This is a genomic window from Streptosporangium sp. NBC_01469 (assembly GCF_036227305.1).
Taxonomy (GTDB): Bacteria; Actinomycetota; Actinomycetes; order Streptosporangiales; family Streptosporangiaceae; genus Streptosporangium.
In genome coordinates, this window is the sequence record NZ_CP109465.1 from 8,427,352 (window position 1) to 8,448,444 (window position 21,093).

Sequence of the window (21,093 nt, forward strand, 5' to 3'; positions counted from 1 at the left end):
TGGGGTCAATAGGGGGGTCGACGGGGGAGTTCGAGGAGGGAAGGGCGGTCAGGTGACGGGCTCCTGCCAGGCGGCGTCCCAGGTGGCGCGGTCGACGGCACCGGTGACGGGCAGGCCCTTCTCCTTCTGGAACTTCCCGCAGACGTCGCCGGAGCCGGGGCCGTACAGGCCGTCGACGTCGATCGCCCATCCCCGGTCGCGCATCTGCCGCTGCCAGGTGCGGACGTCCTCGCCCTTCATCACCGGCGGCTGCTTGAGCGTGCGGCCGGGGAAGGAGGGGTGCGGCTCCGGCGGCTCGGCGGGACCTCCGCCGGGGCGGGGGGCGCCCCGCTTGACCCACGCGTACAGAGGTTCGCCGGGGCAGCTGGTCGAGTAGCCGTCGCGGTGGCCCTTGATCTCCTTGCCCGCGCCGCCCTTGTCCCTGAGGTACTCAATGGCGTCGAGGATGCCGTGCAGGACGTTGTCGGTCGGCTTGGTGAACCCCGAGGAGCCGACCAGGCCGAGCACCGCGTAGTGGTCGCTGTTGAGCCCGGCGCCGTTGGCGGCCGGGACGTTGCGCGGGCCGCGGCCCTCGAAGACCTTCCGATGCGGACAAACCAGCATGGAATAGCCGACATCAATCCAGCCGTTGCCGTCCATGTGGTGGCTCTGGATGGACTTCACCAACGCGACGCACTTGGCATGGTCGTTCACGATGTCCGGGCTGACCTGGCCACCCGTGTAATGGACCTTCACTCCCTTGGTGGAGCTGAGCTTGCTGTAGGAACCGCGCGGCTGGCGGGCGCCCCACTCACGGCGAGTAACGAGATCGATGGCCACGGAACGTCTCCACTGTCTGAGTGATGTTGCCCTACCGGAGCGTAATGGTTGGCTCGGCACCATATGGGGCCGTTAGACCAACTGATCCCTTGTCACAGCGTGATGTGGAAGCACTCCGGATAGTCGTCGGGCAGCGAAGCAGTCCCTCTGACCACGGCCGGACGCCCTAAACCCTCGGTCACACCCGGGCCTGGACCCGTTCGCGCCCCTGCCATACCACGCGTTCACCCACGACACCCCCCATCGCGGACGGGACGGATAGCCTTGCCCCCATGGTCGCGACCCCCCTCACCCCTGACGACCCGGTCCGCCTCGGCGTGTTCCAGCTGGCCGGAAGGCTCGGCGAGGGCGGCCAGGGCGTCGTCTACCTCGCGCACGCGCCCAGCGGCGAGCGGGTCGCGGTGAAGGTGCTGTTCCGCGGCGACACCACGTCGCGGGCGCGGCTCGCCCGCGAACTGTCCGCCCTGGAGAACGTCGCGCCCTTCTGCACGGCGCGCGTGCTGACCGCCTCCGTGGACGGCCCCCTCCCGTACGTGGTCAGCGAGTTCGTCGACGGCCCCTCCCTGGAGGAGCGGATCCGCGAGCGGGGCCCGCTGCGCGGCGGCGAGCTGGAGCGCCTGGTGGTCGGTACGGCGACCGCGCTGGCGGCCATCCACGCCGCCGGGGTGGTGCACCGCGATTTCAAACCCGCCAACGTGCTGCTCGGCCCCGACGGCCCCCGGGTGGTCGACTTCGGCATCGCCAGGGCGGAGGGCGCGGCCACCACCGCCTCCGGGCTGATCGGCACCCCCGCCTACCTGTCCCCGGAGCAGATCCACGGGGCGCCCGCCTCGCCCGCCTCCGACGTGTTCGGCTGGGCGGCCACCATGCTCTGCGCGGCGAGCGGCAGACCTCCCTTCGGCGCCGACACCGTACCGGCCGTGCTGAACCGGATCATCAACCACCACCCGGACCTGTCGGTCCTGCCCCCCGCCTTCGCGGGACTGATCGCCTCCTGCCTGGACAAGGATCCCGCCCGCCGCCCGACGGCCCGCGCGCTGATGGTCGGCCTCGTCGACCCGGGCGCGGCCAACCCGTCCACCGAGTCCATCGAAAATCTAGCCAGGATCGGCAGCCGGATCGCCGCCCCTCCGGGACAGTCGGCTCCGAGGCGGTCGGCGCTCACGACCCAGGAGTCCCGCCGTGGCCCGCGGGGGATCGTCACCGGCGCGGTCCTCGTCACGGTGTCACTGCTGATCGCTGCGGGGATCGCCGCCTGGCTCGTTCTGGGCGCCCCCGAGACCGTCGTCGGGGACACCGATCGGGCGACGTCTTCGCCCTCGTCACCTTCGCCCTCGTCACCTTCGTCCGCGCCGCCCTCGCCGTCCGCGTCCGGGATCGACGTCCCGTCCACTCCGGAGCCCTCCGGCGCGAAGAGGTCGGCCCCGCCGGGGAACGGGGGCGAGGTCCCCGCCTCCTTCGCCGGAGCGTGGGCCGGCGACGGCGTCACCTCCACCAACCCGTTCTCCTCCGGGAAGAAACGGATCGAAGTCACACTCAGGGAGGGCGACGACGGAGCCGAGTGGGCGGAACCGGTCAACAACTGCAGGGGGCGGATCACCCTGACCAAGGTCACCTCCGACGAGCTGACCTTCACCCTCGGCTCCGGCACCGGCTGCATACCCGGCACCGTGTGGCTCAGGCGCAAGGGCGACGCCCTGACCTACACCTGGAAGGACGTCCCCGGCCCCGAACTGGTCACGGAGACCGGCGACCTGACCAGGAACCGATGACGCCCTGGCCGGTCATGATGCCGGCGACGACGATCACCGCCCCCACGGGCTGGTTCCACGTCAGCGTCTCGCCCAGGACGAGCACCCCGAGGACGACGCCCACCAGCGGGGTCAGGTAGGTCACCGTCGAGGCGGTCGTCGCCCCCCAGCTGGCGATGACCGAGGTGTTCCACACGTAGGCGAGACCCGTGCCCAGGACGCCCAGGGCTGCCAGGCTCGCCACGACAGGGAGGTCCAGGCGTACGGGACCGGTGGCCAGCAGCGGGCTCAGCGCGAGCATGATCAGGGTGGCCAGGCTGACCTGGGCGGCGGCGATGGTGGGGGCGTCGTGGCCGTACGCGAGGACGAAGCGCCGCGTGTAGGCGAAGGAGAGGCCGTAGCAGAACGTCGCCCCCAGGCAGGCGGCCTGCGCCCACCAGGGACCGGTCTCCGCGTCCAGGTTCCACGGGGCCAGTACGACGACGACCCCGGCGGCGCCCAGCAGCAGGCCGAGCACCCCGGCCGCGCCGAGGCGCTCCTGCCGGAGCGCGGCCAGGGTCACGAGCATCGTCATCAGGGGCGTCGTGGCGTTGTAGATGCTGGAGAGCCCCGAGGGGATGTACTGCCCCGCCCAGGCGAACAGCAGGAACGGCACCACGCACAGCATCAGGGCGACCACTCCCATGTGCGCCCAGAACACCGGCCGCCTCGGCCACCTCCGGCGGGTGACCAGCATGATCACGTTGAGGGCGAGCGCCCCCAGCGCGAGGCGCCCCAGCACCGTCTGGGCGGGAGAGAGGCCGGTGAGGGCCACCTTGATGAACAGGAAACTGGCCCCCCACGTCAGGGCGAGGGCCAGATACTGGGCGAGCACGGACCGGCCCGCGGAAGGCGGCGCGGTGTCCGTCGTCGGCGCAGGTGGGGGCGTTGAGACGGTTCCTTCACGGGTCACGGGAGCAGTCTCGCCACCGCCCGGATCATGTGTCCAATGAGTTGTCTCCGAGGTGTGATGAGATGTCCTCATGAGTGCGACGGTCGCGCAACTCCGCGTCTTCACCGCCGTGATCGCGAACGGCGGCTTCGGCGTAGCCGCCGAGGAGTTGGGCATGTCCCAGTCGGCGGTCTCCCACGCGCTCGCCGCCCTGGAGCGCGCCCTCGGCGCCCCGCTGGTGCTGCGGCATGGGAGCGCACGCCCCACCGCGCTGGGCGCGGCGATCCTGCCGCACGCCCAGGCCGCGCTCGCCTCGGTCACCGCCATCGACGAGGTCGTCTCCTCGCACCTGGGACAGTACGCGGGGACCGTCCGCGTCGCCGCCCCGCCCACGGTCTGCTGCGGGCTGCTGCCGCAGCTCATGCGGACGTGGCGCGCGGAGCTCCCCGGCGTCGAGGTGCAGGTCTTCGAGGGCGACGACGACGAGCTGTCCCCCTGGCTGGAGACCGGCGTCGTCGACGCCGCGATCCTCGTCGACCCGGTGCCGCCGCCGCCCGCGCACGTGGTGGTGGGCCGCGACGCCTTCCACGCGGTGGTCCGCGCCGACCATCCCCTGGCCGGGCAGGAACACATCACGATGGCCGAGCTGGTGGAGGATCCGCTACTGGTCTCCAAGGGGGGCTGCGAGCCCCAGACCCGCGCCCTGTGCTCCATGGCGGGCGTCCCCTACACACCCGCCCAGCACGTACGCGAACTCGGCACGCTCATCGGCATGATCGCCGCGGGCATCGGCGTCTCCACGGTTCCCGACCTCGGCCGCGGCCTCCTGCCCCCGGGGCTCGTGATGGTCCCGCTGAAGCCGTCCCTGGAACGCGCCCTGGTCCTCACCGGCCCGCTGACCCGCCCGCCGAGCCCGCTGGTCGACGCCCTGCTCCGCGTCGCCCCCGAGGTCCCCGCACCGCCCCCGCTCCCCTGAGCCCGGCCGGGGCGGGCAGGGCGAGGCGAGCTAAAACCCTTCGACCGGCGGGCGCCCCGCGAGGATCATTGGCGCCATGTCCGTACTCAAGGAGGTCAACTTCCAGCCGGAGCCGCGCCCGGTGGAGCTTCCGATGAAGATCTGGCTCGACGACGGCGACGCGGCGGTGGACGTGATCGACGCGCTCGCGCTGTCGCCGTTCGCCACCGGGGCCCAGCCCTGGTCGTGCACCGCGAGCCTGGAGCGGGTCCGTCCCGACGCCTCCCTCGCCCCCGCCTCGGGAACGCTCGTCCGGGCGGCCTCGGAGAAGGACGGCCGCGACTCGCGGCTGCTGTGCGGGGAGGGCTGGACGCTGCGCGTGGTCCGCTACCGCAACCGCGCCGCCACGGTCAGCGTGACCGCGGTCGACGAGGGGTTGGCCCGCTCGTTGATCGAGGAGGTCACCAGGGACGCCGAGGAGCCCGCCCCCGAGAGCGACCACGTCAAGATGGGCTTCTGGTGGCAGGGTCCCCGGGGCAGCCGCCGCTCGGAGAAGCCGATCACCGCCTCCCCCTGGTCGGAGGTCTCCGGAAACTACGCCAGGTCGGTCAGCGAGCCGCTGTCGCGGCTGATGTCGGTCACCCCCTCCGAGGCGCACGGCCGACTGATCCTGCTGCACGGCCCGCCGGGCACCGGCAAGACGACGCTGCTGCGTACGCTCGCCCACGAGTGGCGGTCGTGGTGCCAGGTCGACTGCGTGCTGGATCCGGAGCAGCTGTTCCACTCCCCCGGCTACCTCATGGAGGTCGCGGTCGGCTTCGACGACGACGATGACGGCGACGGAGGCGGTGACCGGTGGCGGCTCCTGGTGCTGGAGGACTGCGACGAGCTGATCAGGTCCGGCGCCAAGGAGGCCACCGGGCAGGGCCTGTCGCGCCTCCTCAACCTGACCGACGGGCTCCTCGGCCAGGGCCGTGACGTCCTGGTGGCCATCACCACCAACGAGGACCTGGCCCACCTGCACCCCGCCGTCACCCGTCCCGGGCGCTGCCTCGCCCAGGTCGAGGTCGGCGCCTTCCCCTACGACGAGGCCGCCCGCTGGCTCGGCACCGCCGAGGGGCTCTCCCCCTCTGGCGCGACCCTCGCCGAGCTCTTCGCCCTGCGCGACGGCGTCCTCAACCGCACGTCGGCCGCCCCGGAGAACACCGGCCTCTACCTCTGAGCCCCGCGGACAGGACGGCGACCGCGGGCGCATGGGCGGGAGGCCACCGGGTAACAGCAGCGCATGCTTGATCTCCTACCGGAGGAGACCCTCCGGCAGCTCGTCAACCTCCTGGTCCGCCTCGTCGAGGCGGCCGGGGCCGTCGTCATCTTCGTCGGCGCCGCGATCGCGTTCGTGCGGTTCGTGCTGGTGGCCGCACGGCGGCACGACGACGGGTTCATCGCGGTGCGGCTGTTCCTGGGACGGTTCCTCGCGCTCGGCCTGGAGTTCCAGCTGGCCGGCGACGTGCTGCGGACGGCCATCGCGCCGAGTTTCCCGCAGATCGGGCAGCTCGCGGCGATCGCGGCCATCCGCACCGCCTTGAACTTCTTCCTGAACAGGGAGATCGAGCGGGAGGGACGCACGGTGAACGACGCGCGCGGGCGCGGATCGCTGGACGCCCCGGGCGGGCACGACTCGCCGGACGACCCCGGCGGGCGCGTCCCGCCCGGTACCGGGAATGGCTGACCTGGTCCGGACGCTCGTCCCCCTGATGGTCGTCATGGGGCTGGCCGCCGCGCTCGCCGTCCTGCTCTCCGGCGGCGGTGCCGGCGGCGCCCTGGCGGTGCTGCTCGACTTCCTCCTCGCGGCCGGGCTCCTCCGCCTCTCCCAGGCCCAGACCTGGGCGGCGATCATCACGGCGGCGCTCACGGTGCTGGTCCGCAAGCTCGCCGTCGCCGGGTTCTCCGCGCACACGGCGAGACGGCGGCCACCCGGCCGCCGTCCCACCGCCCCCACCCCGAGCGGGCGGGATCAGGGCCGTACGAGATAGTCGTGCGGGCGGCCGGCCCCCGATGGGGAAGCGGCGGCCATCCGGGCGGCGAGCACGTGCTCGCGGGGGCCGCGCGAGCCCCGGTGGTCGTACCGCCACGGGCAGGTGCGCGCCCCCTCCGCCGTCCGCACCAGGCGGACGCCGCCGTCGGTGGTCACCTCGGCCGAGCCGGGGCCGCCCGGTCGTCGGATCTCGGACCCCCGAGTCCGGGTGTCCGGGGTGGGCGTCCGGGCCCGGGGCGCCGGATCCGGTCAATGCCCCTATCCGATCTCCCGCAGGCTCTCGAACAATTCGTGGAACGCCGGTTGATTGATCCGGACGGACGATGGAACGGGCCAATGACCGCCAAGGAGCAAACGACGTCTCCCGTCCGCCCTCCCCCACAATGCGAGACGCCCGGAATCATACGGTCCGCAAGGCGAGTCTTGCCTTACCTGAGAGTATCGAGACCGCACCCCAATGTGACCGCCCGTGTACCGGCATCCGGCGCCTTCGAAGGTGCCGGATGCCGGTACACGGGCGGGCCGCGCACATTCCGGGCGCGGAGAAGTCATTTGTCCTCCAGAATCCCGGAACGCGTTCGGTTACGGACATCCGGCGTGCGTGAATTGTCCACCGGGCATCCCTGGACGACGCGCGCGGAACCTCTCCGCCCCGCCCCGCCCCGAACCCGGCCCGGTCGCCCGTTCCCTTCGTACCATCTCGCCCCTGCGAGTATTGTGAACAGTAAAAAGGGGACGAAGAACCCAGTTGGCGGCCAAGAGGGGCAGCGGAGGGAGGCCGGCGCACCCGACACGGCGGCGCCGGGGAAACGAACGGCAGTGGACCGACGGACCGGAGTGGCCCCAAGTGGCGGAAGTCGTTTTTTTTCGGGGCGGCCGACACGGAAACCACCCGGAGGTCATGAAACTTCAAAGCGCTCCGCCGCCCCTTCAGGAAAACCCGCCGGGGTGACCGACAGATCTCGGCATACAAGACGCCAAGGGGCCCGGCACCGCCGTCGTTTTTAATCCCCCGCGAACGGGAAGCATTTCCCAATGACGTGGAGACGCCGGAGTTCGGTCTTGAGTAATTAACCTGAGAGGGTGGATCTCCGGCGGACAGGGGTTTCCCGAGCGCGACGGCGAAAGGAGGGACTAGAGTTTTGCGCGCGGGGAAGAGACGCGGGAACCATCGTCGGCCGGGTTCACAGCCGCGCGCTCCGGCGCCAAGATTAAGGAGTCACACAATGGCACGTCAGCAAGTCGTCACGTTCACCGATGACATCACCGGCAAGAAGGCGGACGAGACCGTCTCGTTCGGCCTCGACGGCACCGCCTACGAGATCGATCTGAGCTCGAAGAACGCCACGAAACTTCGCGAGGCCCTCAAACCGTTCCAGTCCGCCGCCCGCAAGGCGAGCACCTCCCTGGGCCGCAAGGGCAGGACGAAGGGTTCCGGTGGCAACCGCGAGCGGAGCGCCGAGATCCGGGCGTGGGCGAAGTCCCACGGGATCGAGGTGAGCGAGCGCGGGCGCATCGGGGGAAAGGTCGCCGAGGCGTTCGCCGCGGGCGACCCCAGCGTGGCCAAGGGCTCGACCAAAAAGACCCCGCAGGCCGCGCTCAGCGAGTGAGACAAGCTCCCGGGCCCTTGGAGGGGTAGCGGCGTCGTAGCCGGCCGGGAGTGCTCGAAACGAACACCCGAGGTGCTTTTTCCAACCCGGAGGGGTATGCACCTTTGATCAAGATTTGGGTTCTTGGCTCCGGGGGGCGTTCGTCGATGAGTGAGGTCGCGCAGATCTGTTCGGATCTGATCAGGTTCGATACCACCAACCCCGGCCCCGGCGAGCGCCCGGCGGCCGAGCACGTCGCCGCCCTGCTGTCCGACGCCGGGATCGAGCCGGTGGTGTTCGAGTCGGCCAGCCGCAGGACCAGCGTGGTCGCCAGGATCCAGGGCGACTCACCCGAGGCCCTGCTGATCCACGGCCACCTCGACGTGGTCCCCGCCCAGCCCTCCGACTGGCGGATCCACCCGTTCTCCGGCGAGGTCTCCGGCGGATGCGTCTGGGGCCGGGGCGCGGTCGACATGAAGGGCACCCTCGCGATGACGCTCGCCCTGGTCCGCGACTGGGCCCGGCGCGGGGTGCGGCCGGACCGGGACGTCGTGCTGGCCTTCCTCGCCGACGAGGAGGCCACCGGCGAGTACGGCGCGCGATACGCGGTGCGGCACCACCGCGAGCTGTTCGACGGCTGCACCGACGCGATCAGCGAGTCCGGCGGCTACAGCGTCGAGGCCGGGGGCGCGCGGATCTACCCGGTCGCGGTGGGCGAGCGCGGCACCGCCTGGATGCGGCTCACCGCGACCGGCGTCGCGGGCCACGGCTCCCGCCCGCCGGTGGACAACGCGGTGGCCGAGCTCTGCCACGCCATGTCCAGGATCGCCTCTCACCGCTGGCCGGTGCGGCTGACGCCCGGGGTGGCGGCGCTGATCGAGGACCTGTCGGCCATCCTCGGCGAGCGCATCGACCTCGACCGGCTGGAGGAGGAGGCGCGGCGGCTCGGCCGGATCGGCGACCTGTTCGGGGCGCAGATCCGCAACTCGGCGAACCCGACGATGCTCCAGGCGGGCTACAAGGTCAACGTGGTCCCCGGCACCGCCGAGGGCCACGTTGACGGGCGGTTCCTGCCGGGACACCGGGAGGAGTTCCTGGAGACGATCGACCGCCTGCTCGGCCCCCGGGTGACCCGGGAGTTCGTCAACATCGAGGACGCCCCCTCCGCCCCGATGGACTCGCCGTTCTTCGACCGGCTTCGTACAGCCCTGGTGGCCGAGGACCCGGCGGCGCGACCGGTGCCGTACGTGATGTCGGGCGGCACGGACGCGAAGTCCTTCGCGGGGCTCGGCATCAGGGGCTACGGCTTCGCCCCGCTGATGCTCACCCCGGACCTCGACTACTTCGGCATGTTCCACGGCGTGGACGAGCGCGTCCCCGTCGAGGGCCTGGAGTTCGGCGTCCGCGTCCTGAACCGCCTCCTCACCTCCTCCCGTACCGCGCCCTGAACGCCCTCCCACCACTCCAGCCCCAACCCCCCGAAAACAGGGCACTCTCCATCACAATCAGGCCCTGCCGGGGACTTCCGGATACATGCCGGACACGGCCCGCCTGAAACTGGGGCATCATGACTCACGTGCCGATTCTCATGTACCCCTCGGTGACCGGCAGGTCTCGTGACGAGACGCGAACGCCGGTGACACGCCCTTCGGGGCCCACCGGCGAGGCCATCGTTCCATCCCGCCCGAGCGATCCGCGGCACTCCCGCACCGCCTCCGGGATCGGCGCGGACCGGGAGCACCGGGGTGAGTGAGCACGGCACCGGACGGCACGCCAGGCCCGGCAGCGGCATCCCCGCGCCGGGCACCCGGCCGGACGTTCCCGGGTCCCCGGTGAACACGGCCACCGGTCTCCGTACAGCCGACGGCAAGGTCGCTGCAAGCGGTCCGGCCGACGATGACGGCGTGACGCGCGACGGGAGCGACCAGGCGACGGGCCGGACGGCGACCGAGGAGCGCGGGACCGGCCTGATGGACCGCCTGCGCAAGGACCTGAGAAACCCCCTGTTCCTGCAGGGCTACGCGCTGATGATCAATACGGGGATCACCGCCGTGCTGGGCCTCGGCTACTGGTTCCTCGCCACGCACCTGTACACCGCCGCCGCGTTCGGTGAGGGCCAGGCCCAGATCAGCGCGATGCGGCTGTTCTCCTCCCTGACCGGGCTCGCCTTCGCGGGCGCCCTGGCCAGGTTCATCCCGGTGGCCGGGCGCCGCACCGCCGAGTTCGTCCTGCGCGGCTACGCGGTCGCCGGGGCCACCGGCCTGGTGGCGGCGCTGGGGTTCCTGCTGACGTTGCCGCTGTGGGGATCGGTCTACGCCGACCTCGGCGGGCTCGGCCCGGGACTGTTCTTCCTCGCCTCGGTGCTCGTGTGGACGATCTTCACCCTCCAGGACGTGACGCTGGCCGGGCTGCGCAACGCCGTCTGGGTGCCGGTCAACAGCCTGGCGTTCGGCCTGGTCAAGATGGGCCTGCTCGTCGCACTGGCGTACGCGCTGCCGCAGGGCGGCGTCTTCGGCGGGATCTTCGTCTCATGGATCCTGCCGACGGCCATAGCGCTGATCCCGATCAGCTGGCTCATCTTCGGTGTCATCATCCCCAAGCACGTCAAGAACACCGAGGTGAGCGCCGCGAACCCGCCGCGCCTGCGCGAGGTGGGGCGCTTCCTCGCCGGAGACTTCCCCGGCGCGTTCTCCATCCTGCTGATCCTCTACCTCGTCCCGGTCATCGTCGCGGGCTGGCTCGACGACGCGCCGACGTTCGGCTATTTCTCGATAGCCCACACACTGGGCTCCATGGTCGGGCTGCTGGCGGCCAACATGGCGGTCTCGCTGACCGTCGAGGGATCCTTCAACGCCGCCCAGCTGGCCCAGAGCGTGCGCAACGCGCTGCGGCGCACCTTCCTGATCGTCGGGCCGGTCATCGCGGTGGTCGTGATCGGCGCGCCGCTGATCCTGGGTGTGTTCGGCCCGGGGTTCGCCGAGGCGGGCTCACCGCTGCTGCGCCTGATGGCGATCGCCGTGCTCCCCCAGACGGTGATCGAGATCTGCCTCAGCATGCTGCGCGCCCAGAGCGAGGCGCGCAAGCTCGCCCTCGTCCAGATCGGGATGGCCATCCTGGTCCTCACCTCGATAGCGGTGCTCTTCCCCCACTTCGGGATCGCCGCGGTGGGCTACGCCATGCTCGGCAGCCAGCTCCTGGTGGCGCTGCTGATCTTCCCGAATATGCGCAGGGTGATCAACCATGGCAAATCATCGCAGGTGGCCGCCGGTTAGGACGACACGCGCTTCCGGGTTTGCGGTCATCATGTCGTACGTGATAGACGGTCTCCAGTGACTCCTGAGCACATTGTGGCGAAGCGGACACATCGCCTCTGCCTTCCGCTGCCCTCCAACCGTCTGGGCCTGTATCTGGCCCTGCGGCACTGGTGCAGTCCCGGCCAGCGGCTGCTGATGTCACCGCTGTCGGCGGACGAGATCCTCTTCCTCGTGCTCGCGGCCGGGCTGCGGCCGGTCATCGCCCCGCTCTCCCTCGACGACGGCAACATCGACGTCGACGCCGTCGATCTCGACACGGTCGACGCGGTGCTGACCACCAACCTGTACGGCCTGCCGGACCGGGTGGCCGCGTTCGGCGGCAAGATCCTGATCGAGGACGTCGCGCACGCGATCGAGACGAGCGTGAACGGCAGGCCGATCGGCACCTTCGGGGTGGCCGGCGTGTTCAGCCTGTCCAAGCACGCGGGAGCGGGCTCCGGCGGGGTGATCGCGGTCGAGCACCTCTCGGACCTGCGCGCCCTGGAGCGCGACCGTGACCGGTTGCTGCAGCCCGGCGTCTTCAGGAAGGAGATCCACAGCGTGCTGACCTCCGCGGGCCGGCACGCCGCGCTGCGCCTGAACATGGTCCGCCCGGCGCTGCGGGCCATGCGCGCGCTCGGCATGGAGGAGGAGCGCGAGGGATACCGCATCGCCCCGCGCCCGGCGGACCTGCTCAGGGCGATGGAGTACGCGCCGCAGCAGCTGCCGGCGTTCGACTCCTGGGTCCAGGCCGATCTGCACGACTACCGGGCCAGGCGGGGCCACCTCTCCCGCTGGTACCAGTCGAGGCGCCTGCACGCGCTGCCCCGGCAGCGGTCGCGGCGGATCGCCGGCGTCTCGGCGCTGGCCGCGCTGCCCACCGTGGCGCCGGCCGTCCGCCGCCACCTGGACCAGCCGCTGTTCCGGGTCCCGCTGCTGGTCTACGGCCGTGACGGGGCCATCGCCGAGCTGGAGCGGCACGGGGTGGCCACCGGATACCTCTACGACCCGCCGTACGACGGCTACCTGCCCGAGTTCACCGACCCCTCGCCGGAGCCCGAGGTGGCGCGCTGGTGGGCCCGGCACGTGCTGCCGGTCGACCCGCTGTACGCCCACCGCGCCCTGCCGGTCATCGAGCGGCTCATCCCCGCGGTTCCCCCGATGCCGCCCAGGGTGCCCCCGGGGCCCGCGTCCTTCGACGTCGCGTAGCGAATCCGTCGCATAGCGAATCTATCGCGTAACTAAGCGAATAGGACAATACCCCGATAGATTCGGCGTATCGGGTGGCGCTTTGGGGGATCGGGGGATCGGTCGCCACCCGGTTCTGGGATGGTTTCCACGTGCCGTGACGCACAACACCTTGTGCCCGTCGACTGGATCTCTCCCCTGCTCCGACGATGTCCAGCCTGGGGGGCCAGGCTTCGAGAAAGGACCACCGTCTCGTGAACGGTAGGTTTGCGCACACCGCCGGTCGCCCCGGCGCGGGGGGCTGCGCATGAGAGTCAGCGTCATCCGGCCCGCGGAGCTGGGTCCGGCCGAGATCGCGGCGTGGCGGGGGATGCAACGCTCCAGCCCGCACCTGGACAACCCCTTCCTCAGCCCGGACTTCACGATCGCGATGGGCGAGGTCCGCGCGGAGGCGCGGGTGGCGGTGATCACCGAGTCGGACGGGCCCGTGGGGTTCTTCCCCTTCGAGCTGCACGGTGGCGGGGTGAGTGCCGCCCTGGGCGGGTGGGTCTCGCTCTCCCAGGGGGTCGTCCACCGGCCCGGCGCCGAGTTCGACTCTGACGCCCTGCTCAAGGCGTGCGGGCTGAGCGTGTGGGAGTTCGGCTGCATGGTCGACCGTCAGCCGTGGTTCCAGCCGTTCGAGACGCTCAGGCAGGAGGCCGTGGTCCTCGACTTCGCCGACGGCTACCACGCCTTCCTCGACGAGCTGCGTGCACGCTCCCCGAAGTTCCTCAAGTCCACCCTGTACAAGGAGCGGAAGCTGGGCCGCGACGTGGGCGAGGTCACCTCCGAGTTCGCGGTGGGCGACCCGGAGCGGTTCCGGCTGCTGCGCGAGTGGAAGTCCGCCCAGTACCGGCGGATGGGCCGCCCCGACCGCTTCGGCAAGACGTGGGTCGTGGAGCTGGCCGAGCGCCTGTACGCCGTCGACACCGACGACTTCGCCGGGCCGCTGTCGATGCTGTACGTCGGCGGCAGGCCCGTCGCGGGCCACTTCGGGCTGCGCACCGGCACGACGATGATCGGCTGGTTCCCCGCCTACGATCCCGAGTACGCCAAGTACTCCCCCGGCCTGATCCAGCACCTGCACATGGTCGAGGCCGCCGCGAAGCTCGGGATCACCTCGCTGGACCTGGGCATCAGCAACGGCTCGGAGTACAAGGACGCGCTGTGCAGCAGGACCGTTCCAGTCACCGAGGGCATCGTGCGCCGCCGGTCGGCGGGCGCGGCGGCGCACTGGCTGCGCACCGAGCCGGTCCGCCGGGCGCGGCGGTTCATCCTCGACAGCCCGGTCCTGTACGGCGCCGCCGACAGGGCCATGAAGCGGTACGGTCGGCTGCGCACCCGGGGGAAGAGCCGATGAGCCGACCGAAGGAGGGCCCGATGAGCGGGCGCCCCGCCACTTCCGGCCGCACGGAGGACCGCGCGGACGGCCGCCGCGTGCTCGAGGCGGCCATGCGCGACCGGATCGGCCGGGAGTGCCTCCACGTCCCGTCCGCCCGGTTCGGCCTGCTCCTGGCACTGCGCCACTGGTTCAGGCGCGGCGACAGGGTGCTGATCTCGCCGACGAACTGCGAGACGGTGCTGTTCGTCGTGCTGGCCGCCGGGCTGGAGCCGGTGATGGCGCCGGTCTCCTGGCGCGACGGCAACATCGACGTCCCCGCCGTCGACTGGACCGGCCTCGCCGGTGTCGTCACCACGCACCTGTACGGCCAGCCCGACCGGGTGACCGAGCTGCGGGCCGAGTGCGACCGGCGCGGCGTGATCCTCCTCGACGACGCCGCGCACGCCATGCAGACGACCGTGGACGGCCGCCCCGCGGGCACGTTCGGCACGGCCGGGGTGTTCAGCCTCGCCAAGCACGGGCGGGCGATGTCCGGCGGGTTCCTCACCGCGGAGGACCCGGCCGCGCTGCCCGAGCTGGCGCGGGCCAGGGACGAGCTGCTGCTCCCCGGAGGGGCGCGTGCCCAGCTGCTCGGCACGCTGCGGCCCGTGCTGCGCGAGACGATCTACCGCACCGGGCTGGTCAGGCCGATGTGGCACGCCCTCAAGGCGCTGGGGCTCGTGAGCTGGACCGGTCACCGCTGCCCGCCCCGCGAGGAGGAGCTGCGCGCGGTCGTCGCCGCCGACCCGGTCGACCCGCGCGCCATGGACCACTGGCTACGGATCGACCTCGACGACTGGCGGATGCGCCAGGGGCCGCTGCTTCGCGGCTACCACCGCTCCCGGTTCCGGGTGATCGATCGCGAGCGGGAGCGCCGGGTGGCCGGGGTCGAGCTGCTGCGCGCCCTGCCCTGGGCGGCCGAGGGCGTCCGCGACGCGGCGCCGCAGCCACTGCTGCGGGTGCCGCTGCTGGTCGAGGACCGCGACGAGGTCGTCGCCCGGCTGGAAAGCCGGGGCGTGGTGCCCGGTTTCATCTATGATCCGCCGCTGGACGACTACCTGGAGCTGGTCCCCGCGGGGCCGACCCCGGAGATCGCCCGCTGGTGGACCGGCCACGTCCTGCCCGTCGACCCGCTCCGCGCCGCCCGCATGGCCGGGCTGCTGACCGAGCTGGACGTCCGCCCGGCCACCCGCCCGTTCACGGCGTCGCGGCGGCCCGGCTGAGCGGCTGAGCGGCTGAAGGTCCCCGCGCCCCGTCCGGGCGGGGCCGGGCGGGTCCCGGATCTCCGCGGAGAACGCGCTCGTACGGCGTCCGGGCCGCCCCGGGCCTCCTCCCTCCGGGGCGGACGGCGCCCCGCTCGCGCGCCCCCGTCCCGGACACGCCGGGATAGGTGGCAGAGTGGCTGCGTGCGCGTGAGCATTCTGGGGCCGCTACGGGTCGTGGCCGCCGGCGAGGCCGTCGAGATCGGGGGGACGCGGCTTCGCGTGCTGCTGGTCAGGCTGGCCCTCGGTGCCGGGCGCGTCGTCACGGTCGAGGAGCTGTCGGAGGCGCTCTGGCCCGACGACAGGCCCGGGGATCCGGTGAACGCGATCCAGTCACTGGTCTCCCGGCTGCGCCGGATTCTGCCCGACGCGTCGGCGCTGCGCTCCGACCACGGGGGGTACCTGCTCGACGTGCCGCCGGACGCCGTCGACGCCCACCGGTTCGAGCGGCTGGCGCGCGAGGGGCGGCGGGCGCTGGGGGACGGGAATCCGGTGACCGCCGCGAACCGGCTGCGCGAGGCGCTCGGGCTCTGGCGGGGACCCGCCCTGGGCGAGGTCGCCACGGTCCCGTTCGCCGTGGCGTACGCGGCAGGCCTTGAGGAGGCCCGGCTCGCCGCGACCGAGGACCGGGTGGAGGCGGAGCTGGGCTGCGGACGTCACTCCCCGCTGGTGACCGAGCTCCAGGAGCTCACCACCCGCCACCCGCTGCGGGAGCGGCTGCACGGCCTGCGGGTCAGGGCGCTCTACGCCGCCGGGCGCCAGGCGGAGGCGCTGGCCGCGTACGAGGAGTTCCGCCGCCGGCTCGCCGACGAGCTGGGCGCCGACCCGGGGCCGGAGCTGCGGGAGATCCACCTCGCCGTGCTCCGCGCCGACCCGGCCCTGCGCGCCGCCCGCGACGAGCCGCCGGCCCGTACGGGTGCGCGCGGCAACCTGAGGGCCGCGTTGACCACCTTCGTCGGCCGGGCCGCGGAGATCGAGCGGATCGGCGCGCGGCTGGACGAGGGGCGGCTGGTCACGCTGGTCGGCCCCGGGGGCGTGGGCAAGACGCGGATCGCGACCACCGTCGCCGCCGGGATCTCCGGCCGGATGCCCGGTGGGGCGTGGCTGGTGGAGCTCGCGCCCGTCACCGACCCCGCCGACGTGGCGCAGGCCGTGCTCGGGGCGCTCGGTTTCCCCGCCCCTGCCCTGGCCGACGTACGGGCCAGGCCGGCCGACACGATGGCCCGCCTGGCGGAGCTGCTGTCGTCCGCCGAGACGCTGGTGGTGCTCGACAACTGCGAGCACCTGGTCGACGCCGCCGCGCGCCTGGCCGACGACCTCCTGGGGCGCTGCCCGGGGCTGCGGATCCTCGCCACGAGCAGGGAGCCGCTCGGGATCCCCGGGGAGGCCCTGTGCCCGGTGCCTCCGCTCGGCCTGCCCGAGCCCGGCGCCACGGCCGAGGAGGCCCTGGCGGGCTCCGCGGTGCGGCTCTTCGCCGACCGGGTGGCCGCCGTGCGCCCGGGGTTCGCCGTCACCGACGGCAACGTGGACCTGGTGACGGAGATCTGCCGGAGGCTGGACGGGCTGCCGCTCGCGATCGAGCTGGCCGCCGCCCGGCTGCGTTCCCTCACCGTCGAGCAGCTCGCCGCGCGGCTGGACGACCGCTTCCGCCTGCTCACCGGGGGGAGCAGGGTGGCGTTGCCCCGGCACAGGACGCTGCGCGCGGTGGTCGCCTGGAGCTGGGACCTGCTTGACGACGACGAGCGCCGCTTCGCGGAGCGGCTCGCGGTGTTCCCCGCGGGCGTCACGCCCGAGGCCGCCGAACGGGTGTGCGCTCCCCCGGAGCCGCCCGCCGGGCGGGGATCCGCGGTTTCGGAACCCGCCGCCGCTCCGGCACCCGGTGTCGAGCGGACACCCGCGTGGCGCGAGCCGGTCCTGGACCGGCTCGCGGCCCTGCTGGACAAGTCCCTGCTGCAGTTCGCCGAGGGCCCCCGCTACCGCATGCTGGAGACGATCAGGGAGTACGCGCTGGAGCGCCTGGCCGAGGCCGGGGAGGTCACCCGGCTCAGGAGGGCGCACGCCGCCTACTTCCTCGAACTCGCCGAGACGGCGGAACCACACCTTCGGGGCCCCGACCAGCTGTTCTGGATTGGCGGGCTCGTGGCGGAACGGGACAACCTCCTCGCCGCGCTCCACTTCGCCGCCGACTCGGATGACGCCGACACCGCGATGCGGCTCGCCGCCGCCCTGAGCGTCTTCTGGACGATCCTCGGCAACGGCGCGGAATCCGTCGGGTGGCTGCGCCTCGCGCTCGACGTCCCCGGCGAGTCACCGGAGGTGGCGCGGGGGATCGTGTCGGCCATGTACCTGCTCAACCGGGCCACCTCCGGTGGCTACGCCAAACTGGAGGACGGCATCGATCAGCTGGAGGAGATCTCCCGCGCGACCGCCGGTCACACCGAGCACCCGGTGCTCGCGCTCCTCGAACCCGCCCTGGCGCTCTTCACCGACGACACCGAGGCGGGCCTGGCCGCGATCGAGCGGCGCCTGTCGCACCCCGACCCGTGGACGCGGGCGATGCTGCTGTCGATCCGCGCCTCCATCCGGGAGAACGACGGCGACATGGCCGGGATGCACGAGGATCTCGCCGTCGCCGTCGCCGCGTTCCGGGAGATCGGCGACCGGTGGGGGCTGGCCACCGCGCTGAGCCCGCTGGCCGAGGCGGACATGGCGTTCGGGGATTTCGACGGTGCCGTGGCCGCGCTGGAGGAGTCGATCCGGCTCCTGCGCGAACTGAACGCCAACGACGACGCCGGCCACCAGCGGGTCTGGCTCGCCACCGCGCGCATAAGGCAGGGCGACACGGAGCGGGCGCGTGCCGAGCTGTGGGAGATGACCGAGCCGGGATCCCACGACTGGTCCATGCGCAATGTCGCGTTCGCCCGGCTCAGCCTGGGAGACATGGCGCGTCACGAGGGTGACCTGGGAGAGGCGGCGCTGCAGTACGACGCGGCCGGGGCCGCGCTTGGGGGGATGCCGTTCGTCGTGCCGCAGTTCCGCGCCCTCTTCCTCTCCGCGACGGCGTACCTGGCGATCGAGCTGGACGATCCCGCGACCGCCGGGCGGCGGATACGGCAGGCGTTCGCCGAGGCGCTCGAAGCGAAGGACATGCCGGTCGTGGCCAGGGTCGGTGTCGCCGCCGCCACCCTGCGGGCCCATCTCGGCGACGCGGCCGGGGCCGCGGAGTCCCTCGGCGCCACCGACGTCCTGAGGGGAGCGCCGGACCACCACCCCGACACCGCCCGGCTCGCCCTGCGGTTACGCGGGGAGCTGGGCGACGCCGGGTACGAGGCCCGCCACGGCCACGGCCGCGGGCTGGACCGCGGCGCCGCCCTCGATCGCGTACAAATCCGGTAGGACGGCGGGTGCGGACCGTCGGGCCCCGGTACCGGGCCCGGACCGCGTGACCCCGGCGGCCCCCGGCCTTCAGGCCAGGACCACGAGCGGTACGCCCCCGGCGCGGGTCCTCAGGTGCGGCGGCGGTAGGCGCGGACCGCCAGGGGCGCGAGCACCGCGAGGAGGCCTGCCGACCACAGCAGCGTCCTGAGGACCGGCCCCGCCACGGGCCCGCCCAGCATCAGGCCGCGCGCCGCGTCCATCATGCCCGCGACGGGATTGACCCTCACCCACGCCTGCAGCCAGCCGGGCAGCGTCTCCAGCGGCGTGACCATGCTGGTGCCGAAGGTCAGCGGGAACAGCACGAGGAACGAGGCGCCCTGCACCGCCCCCGGGCTCCGCATGAGCATGCCGATCAGCACGAACCCCCAGCTCGCGCAGAAGGCGAACACGATCGTGAGCAGGCACGCGGCCAGCGCCGACAGCGGGTCGGTCTGGACGCGGAAACCCAGCAGGTGGCCGAACCCGAGCAGGACGACGATCGCCAGCACATAGCGGATGAGGTCGCCGAGCACCGAGCCGATCAGCGGGGCGGAGCGGCCGATCGGCAGGCTGCGGAACCGGTCGAAGACGCCCTTGTCGATGTCGGTGTTGAGGTTGACGCCGGTGGCCATCCCCGCGAACATCACCGTCTGCACCATGATCGCCGGTAGCAGGAACCGCAGGTACTCGTGGGTGGAGCCGGCCACCGCGCCACCGAGCAGGTAGACGTACACCACGACGAAGATGACCGGCTGGAGTGTCACGTCGAGCAGTTGCTCGGGGGTGCGGAGTGTCTTGACCACACTCCGCCTGGCCAGGGCGAGGCTGTGCCTGAGCAGGGCGAAGGGCCGCTCCGCGGTGCGCGCGGGGACCAGGGCGGGGCTGTCGGTGAGGGTCATGCCGCGTTCTCCTCCACGGTGTGGCGTCCGGTCAGGGTGAAGAAGACCTCGTCGAGGCTGGGCAGGCGCAGGGAGAGCTCGGTCACGCCGATGCCCTCGCGGTCCAGCCGTCGCACCACCTCGGTGAAGGCCGCGTCGCCGTCGACCGGCACGGTCAGCACGCCCCGGCTGGGCGACTCCGGGGCCCGCCCGGCGACCGCGCCGACGATGGCGGCGGCGTCGGCGAGCCGGGCCTGCTCCGCGGGTCTCACCATGATCGTCTGCCCGCCGACGACGCGTTTCAGCTCGGCCGGGGTGCCGTGCGCGATGACCTTGCCGTGGTCGACGACCGAGATGTCGTCGGCGAGGGCGTCGGCCTCCTCCAGATACTGCGTGGTGAGCAGCACGGTGACGCCGTCGGCGACGAGGGAGCGGACGATGTTCCACACGTCCTCGCGCTTGGCCGGGTCGAGCCCGGTCGTCGGCTCGTCGAGGTAGATGACGTCGGGACGCCCGACGAGGCTGGCGGCCAGGTCGAGGCGGCGGCGCATCCCCCCGGAGTACGTCTTGGCCGGGCGCCCCGCGGCCTCCGCGAGGCCGAACTCCTCCAGCAGCCGCGCCGCGCGAGCCCCGGCCTCGGCCCTGCGCAGGTCGAGCAGCTGCCCGATCAGGACAAGGTTCTCGGTGCCGGTGAGGTCCTCGTCGACCGAGGCGTACTGGCCGGTGAGCCCGATCAACCGGCGGACCCTGGCGGCGTCCCGTACGACGTCGAGCCCGCCGACGCGGGCGCTGCCCTCGTCCGGGCGCAGCAGCGTGGCCAGGACGCGCACGGCGGTGGTTTTTCCGGCCCCGTTCGGCCCGAGGACCCCGAGCACGGTGCCCGGCCGGGCGGCCAGGTCGATCCCGGCGAGCGCTGTGGTCCGGCCGAAGCGTTTGACGAGCCCCTCGGCCTCGAAAGCGTGAAGCACTGGTTCCTCCAATGGTGATGACCCGTGCACACTCCCCCGGGCCGCTGTCAGACGGCGCACATATCGCTGTCACCCGCGACGCTCCACGCACGAACCCTTCGCGAGATACGGCCGTCGCGTTCCGGACCGCACCGGTGATCGGGAGTGTGCCCGCCGCGGGGGTCACGCCGGCCTGTCGCGCGAGCGGATCGACGGGCGCGGCGGAACTGTCGGTCGCGTCCCCTACCTTTCGAGCAACGACGAGGAGGTTCCAGTGTTCCGTCAGGGAGACATCCTGATCATGCCGGTCGCCGGCGAGTCCGTGCCCGCGCACCTGGTGGCCGCGCCCCGTGACGAGCGGGGCCGGCTGGTGCTGGCGCTCGGCGAGGCGACGGGGCACGCGCACGCCGTACCGGGGGCGGGCACCCTGCTCGTGGGGCGCGGTTCCGGTGCGCCCGAGTTCCTTCACCTGCCCCAGGGCGGTCGGCTGGTGCACGAGGAGCACGCCACCATCTCCCTGCCCAAGGGATGGTTCCGGGTCGTACGGCAGCGCGAGTACGTGCCCGGCTCCTACGCCCGGTACGTCGCCGACTGACCGGCCGGTCTCG

General features: G+C 72.5%; 18 protein-coding genes. 13 read left to right on the plus strand and 5 right to left on the minus strand.

The window, feature by feature from the left end:
- Positions 1–48: 48 nt before the first annotated feature.
- Positions 49–819, minus strand: a complete 771-nt coding sequence (locus OG587_RS36620) for a peptidoglycan recognition protein family protein (protein ID WP_329083380.1) — start codon at positions 817–819, stop codon at positions 49–51.
- Positions 820–1,091: 272 nt separating this feature from the next.
- On the opposite strand from OG587_RS36620, the gene OG587_RS36625 reads away from it, so the two are divergent.
- Positions 1,092–2,591 carry a serine/threonine-protein kinase gene (locus OG587_RS36625; protein WP_329083381.1) on the plus strand — a complete coding sequence of 500 codons (1,500 nt, stop codon included), beginning with the start codon at positions 1,092–1,094 and terminating at the stop codon, positions 2,589–2,591.
- Here the strand turns inward: OG587_RS36625 and OG587_RS36630 are convergent.
- The gene (locus tag OG587_RS36630; RefSeq protein ID WP_329083382.1) at positions 2,557–3,522 is read right to left on the minus strand and encodes a DMT family transporter; all 966 of its coding nucleotides are present in this window, start codon (positions 3,520–3,522) and stop codon (positions 2,557–2,559) included. The two genes, OG587_RS36625 and OG587_RS36630, sit on opposite strands and share 35 nt — an antisense overlap.
- A 70-nt stretch (positions 3,523–3,592) precedes the next feature.
- Here OG587_RS36630 and OG587_RS36635 point away from each other — a divergent pair, with 70 nt between their 5' ends.
- The 4 genes from OG587_RS36635 to OG587_RS36650 all read left to right on the plus strand — a co-directional run bounded on the left by OG587_RS36635 (position 3,593) and on the right by OG587_RS36650 (position 6,489).
- Positions 3,593–4,477, plus strand: coding sequence for a LysR family transcriptional regulator (locus tag OG587_RS36635; protein WP_329083383.1), 885 nt, complete (start codon positions 3,593–3,595; stop codon positions 4,475–4,477).
- A 76-nt stretch (positions 4,478–4,553) separates the two neighbouring features.
- Entirely contained in the window at positions 4,554–5,678 is a 1,125-nt protein-coding gene (locus OG587_RS36640) for a DUF5925 domain-containing protein (protein WP_329083384.1), read from the plus strand.
- Between the two features lie 63 nt (positions 5,679–5,741).
- The gene (locus OG587_RS36645) at positions 5,742–6,185 is read left to right on the plus strand and encodes a DUF1622 domain-containing protein (RefSeq protein ID WP_329083385.1); all 444 of its coding nucleotides are present in this window, start codon (positions 5,742–5,744) and stop codon (positions 6,183–6,185) included.
- Entirely contained in the window at positions 6,178–6,489 is a 312-nt protein-coding gene (locus OG587_RS36650) for a hypothetical protein (protein ID WP_329083386.1), read from the plus strand. The genes OG587_RS36645 and OG587_RS36650 overlap by 8 nt, the downstream gene beginning before the upstream one ends.
- On the opposite strand, the gene OG587_RS36655 is transcribed toward OG587_RS36650, so the two are convergent.
- Positions 6,471–6,647, minus strand: a complete 177-nt coding sequence (locus OG587_RS36655; protein WP_329083387.1) for a hypothetical protein — start codon at positions 6,645–6,647, stop codon at positions 6,471–6,473. The two genes, OG587_RS36650 and OG587_RS36655, sit on opposite strands and share 19 nt — an antisense overlap.
- Positions 6,648–7,717: 1,070 nt before the next feature.
- Here OG587_RS36655 and OG587_RS36660 point away from each other — a divergent pair.
- The 7 genes from OG587_RS36660 (at position 7,718) to OG587_RS36690 (ending at position 18,639) form a co-directional block, all read left to right on the plus strand.
- Positions 7,718–8,101, plus strand: coding sequence for a histone-like nucleoid-structuring protein Lsr2 (locus OG587_RS36660; protein ID WP_329083388.1), 384 nt, complete (start codon positions 7,718–7,720; stop codon positions 8,099–8,101).
- 146 nt (positions 8,102–8,247) lie between these two features.
- Positions 8,248–9,528, plus strand: coding sequence for a M20/M25/M40 family metallo-hydrolase (locus tag OG587_RS36665; protein WP_329083389.1), 1,281 nt, complete (start codon positions 8,248–8,250; stop codon positions 9,526–9,528).
- Positions 9,529–9,825: 297 nt separating this feature from the next.
- On the plus strand, positions 9,826–11,352 hold the full coding sequence (locus tag OG587_RS36670) for a lipopolysaccharide biosynthesis protein (protein ID WP_329083390.1): 1,527 nt from the start codon (positions 9,826–9,828) through the stop codon (positions 11,350–11,352).
- Between the two features lie 57 nt (positions 11,353–11,409).
- A complete protein-coding gene (locus OG587_RS36675; protein WP_329083391.1) occupies positions 11,410–12,582 on the plus strand; it encodes a DegT/DnrJ/EryC1/StrS family aminotransferase in 1,173 nt (390 codons plus the stop codon).
- 286 nt (positions 12,583–12,868) lie between these two features.
- Positions 12,869–13,960, plus strand: a complete 1,092-nt coding sequence (locus OG587_RS36680; protein WP_329083392.1) for a GNAT family N-acetyltransferase — start codon at positions 12,869–12,871, stop codon at positions 13,958–13,960.
- Positions 13,961–13,980: 20 nt separating this feature from the next.
- The gene (locus OG587_RS36685) at positions 13,981–15,204 is read left to right on the plus strand and encodes a DegT/DnrJ/EryC1/StrS family aminotransferase (protein ID WP_329083393.1); all 1,224 of its coding nucleotides are present in this window, start codon (positions 13,981–13,983) and stop codon (positions 15,202–15,204) included.
- Between the two features lie 183 nt (positions 15,205–15,387).
- Positions 15,388–18,639: a BTAD domain-containing putative transcriptional regulator gene (locus tag OG587_RS36690; RefSeq protein WP_329083394.1), complete on the plus strand. Its 3,252-nt coding sequence runs from the start codon at positions 15,388–15,390 to the stop codon at positions 18,637–18,639.
- A gap of 110 nt (positions 18,640–18,749) precedes the next feature.
- Here the strand turns inward: OG587_RS36690 and OG587_RS36695 are convergent, their stop codons facing one another.
- Positions 18,750–19,559, minus strand: coding sequence for an ABC transporter permease (locus tag OG587_RS36695; RefSeq protein ID WP_329083395.1), 810 nt, complete (start codon positions 19,557–19,559; stop codon positions 18,750–18,752).
- Positions 19,556–20,506 carry an ATP-binding cassette domain-containing protein gene (locus OG587_RS36700; RefSeq protein WP_329083396.1) on the minus strand — a complete coding sequence of 317 codons (951 nt, stop codon included), beginning with the start codon at positions 20,504–20,506 and terminating at the stop codon, positions 19,556–19,558. Before OG587_RS36700 ends, OG587_RS36695 begins: the two co-directional genes overlap by 4 nt.
- Before the next feature lie 253 nt (positions 20,507–20,759).
- Here OG587_RS36700 and OG587_RS36705 point away from each other — a divergent pair, with 253 nt between their 5' ends.
- Positions 20,760–21,080: a hypothetical protein gene (locus OG587_RS36705; protein WP_329083397.1), complete on the plus strand. Its 321-nt coding sequence runs from the start codon at positions 20,760–20,762 to the stop codon at positions 21,078–21,080.
- The last annotated feature ends 13 nt before the right edge of the window (positions 21,081–21,093 follow it).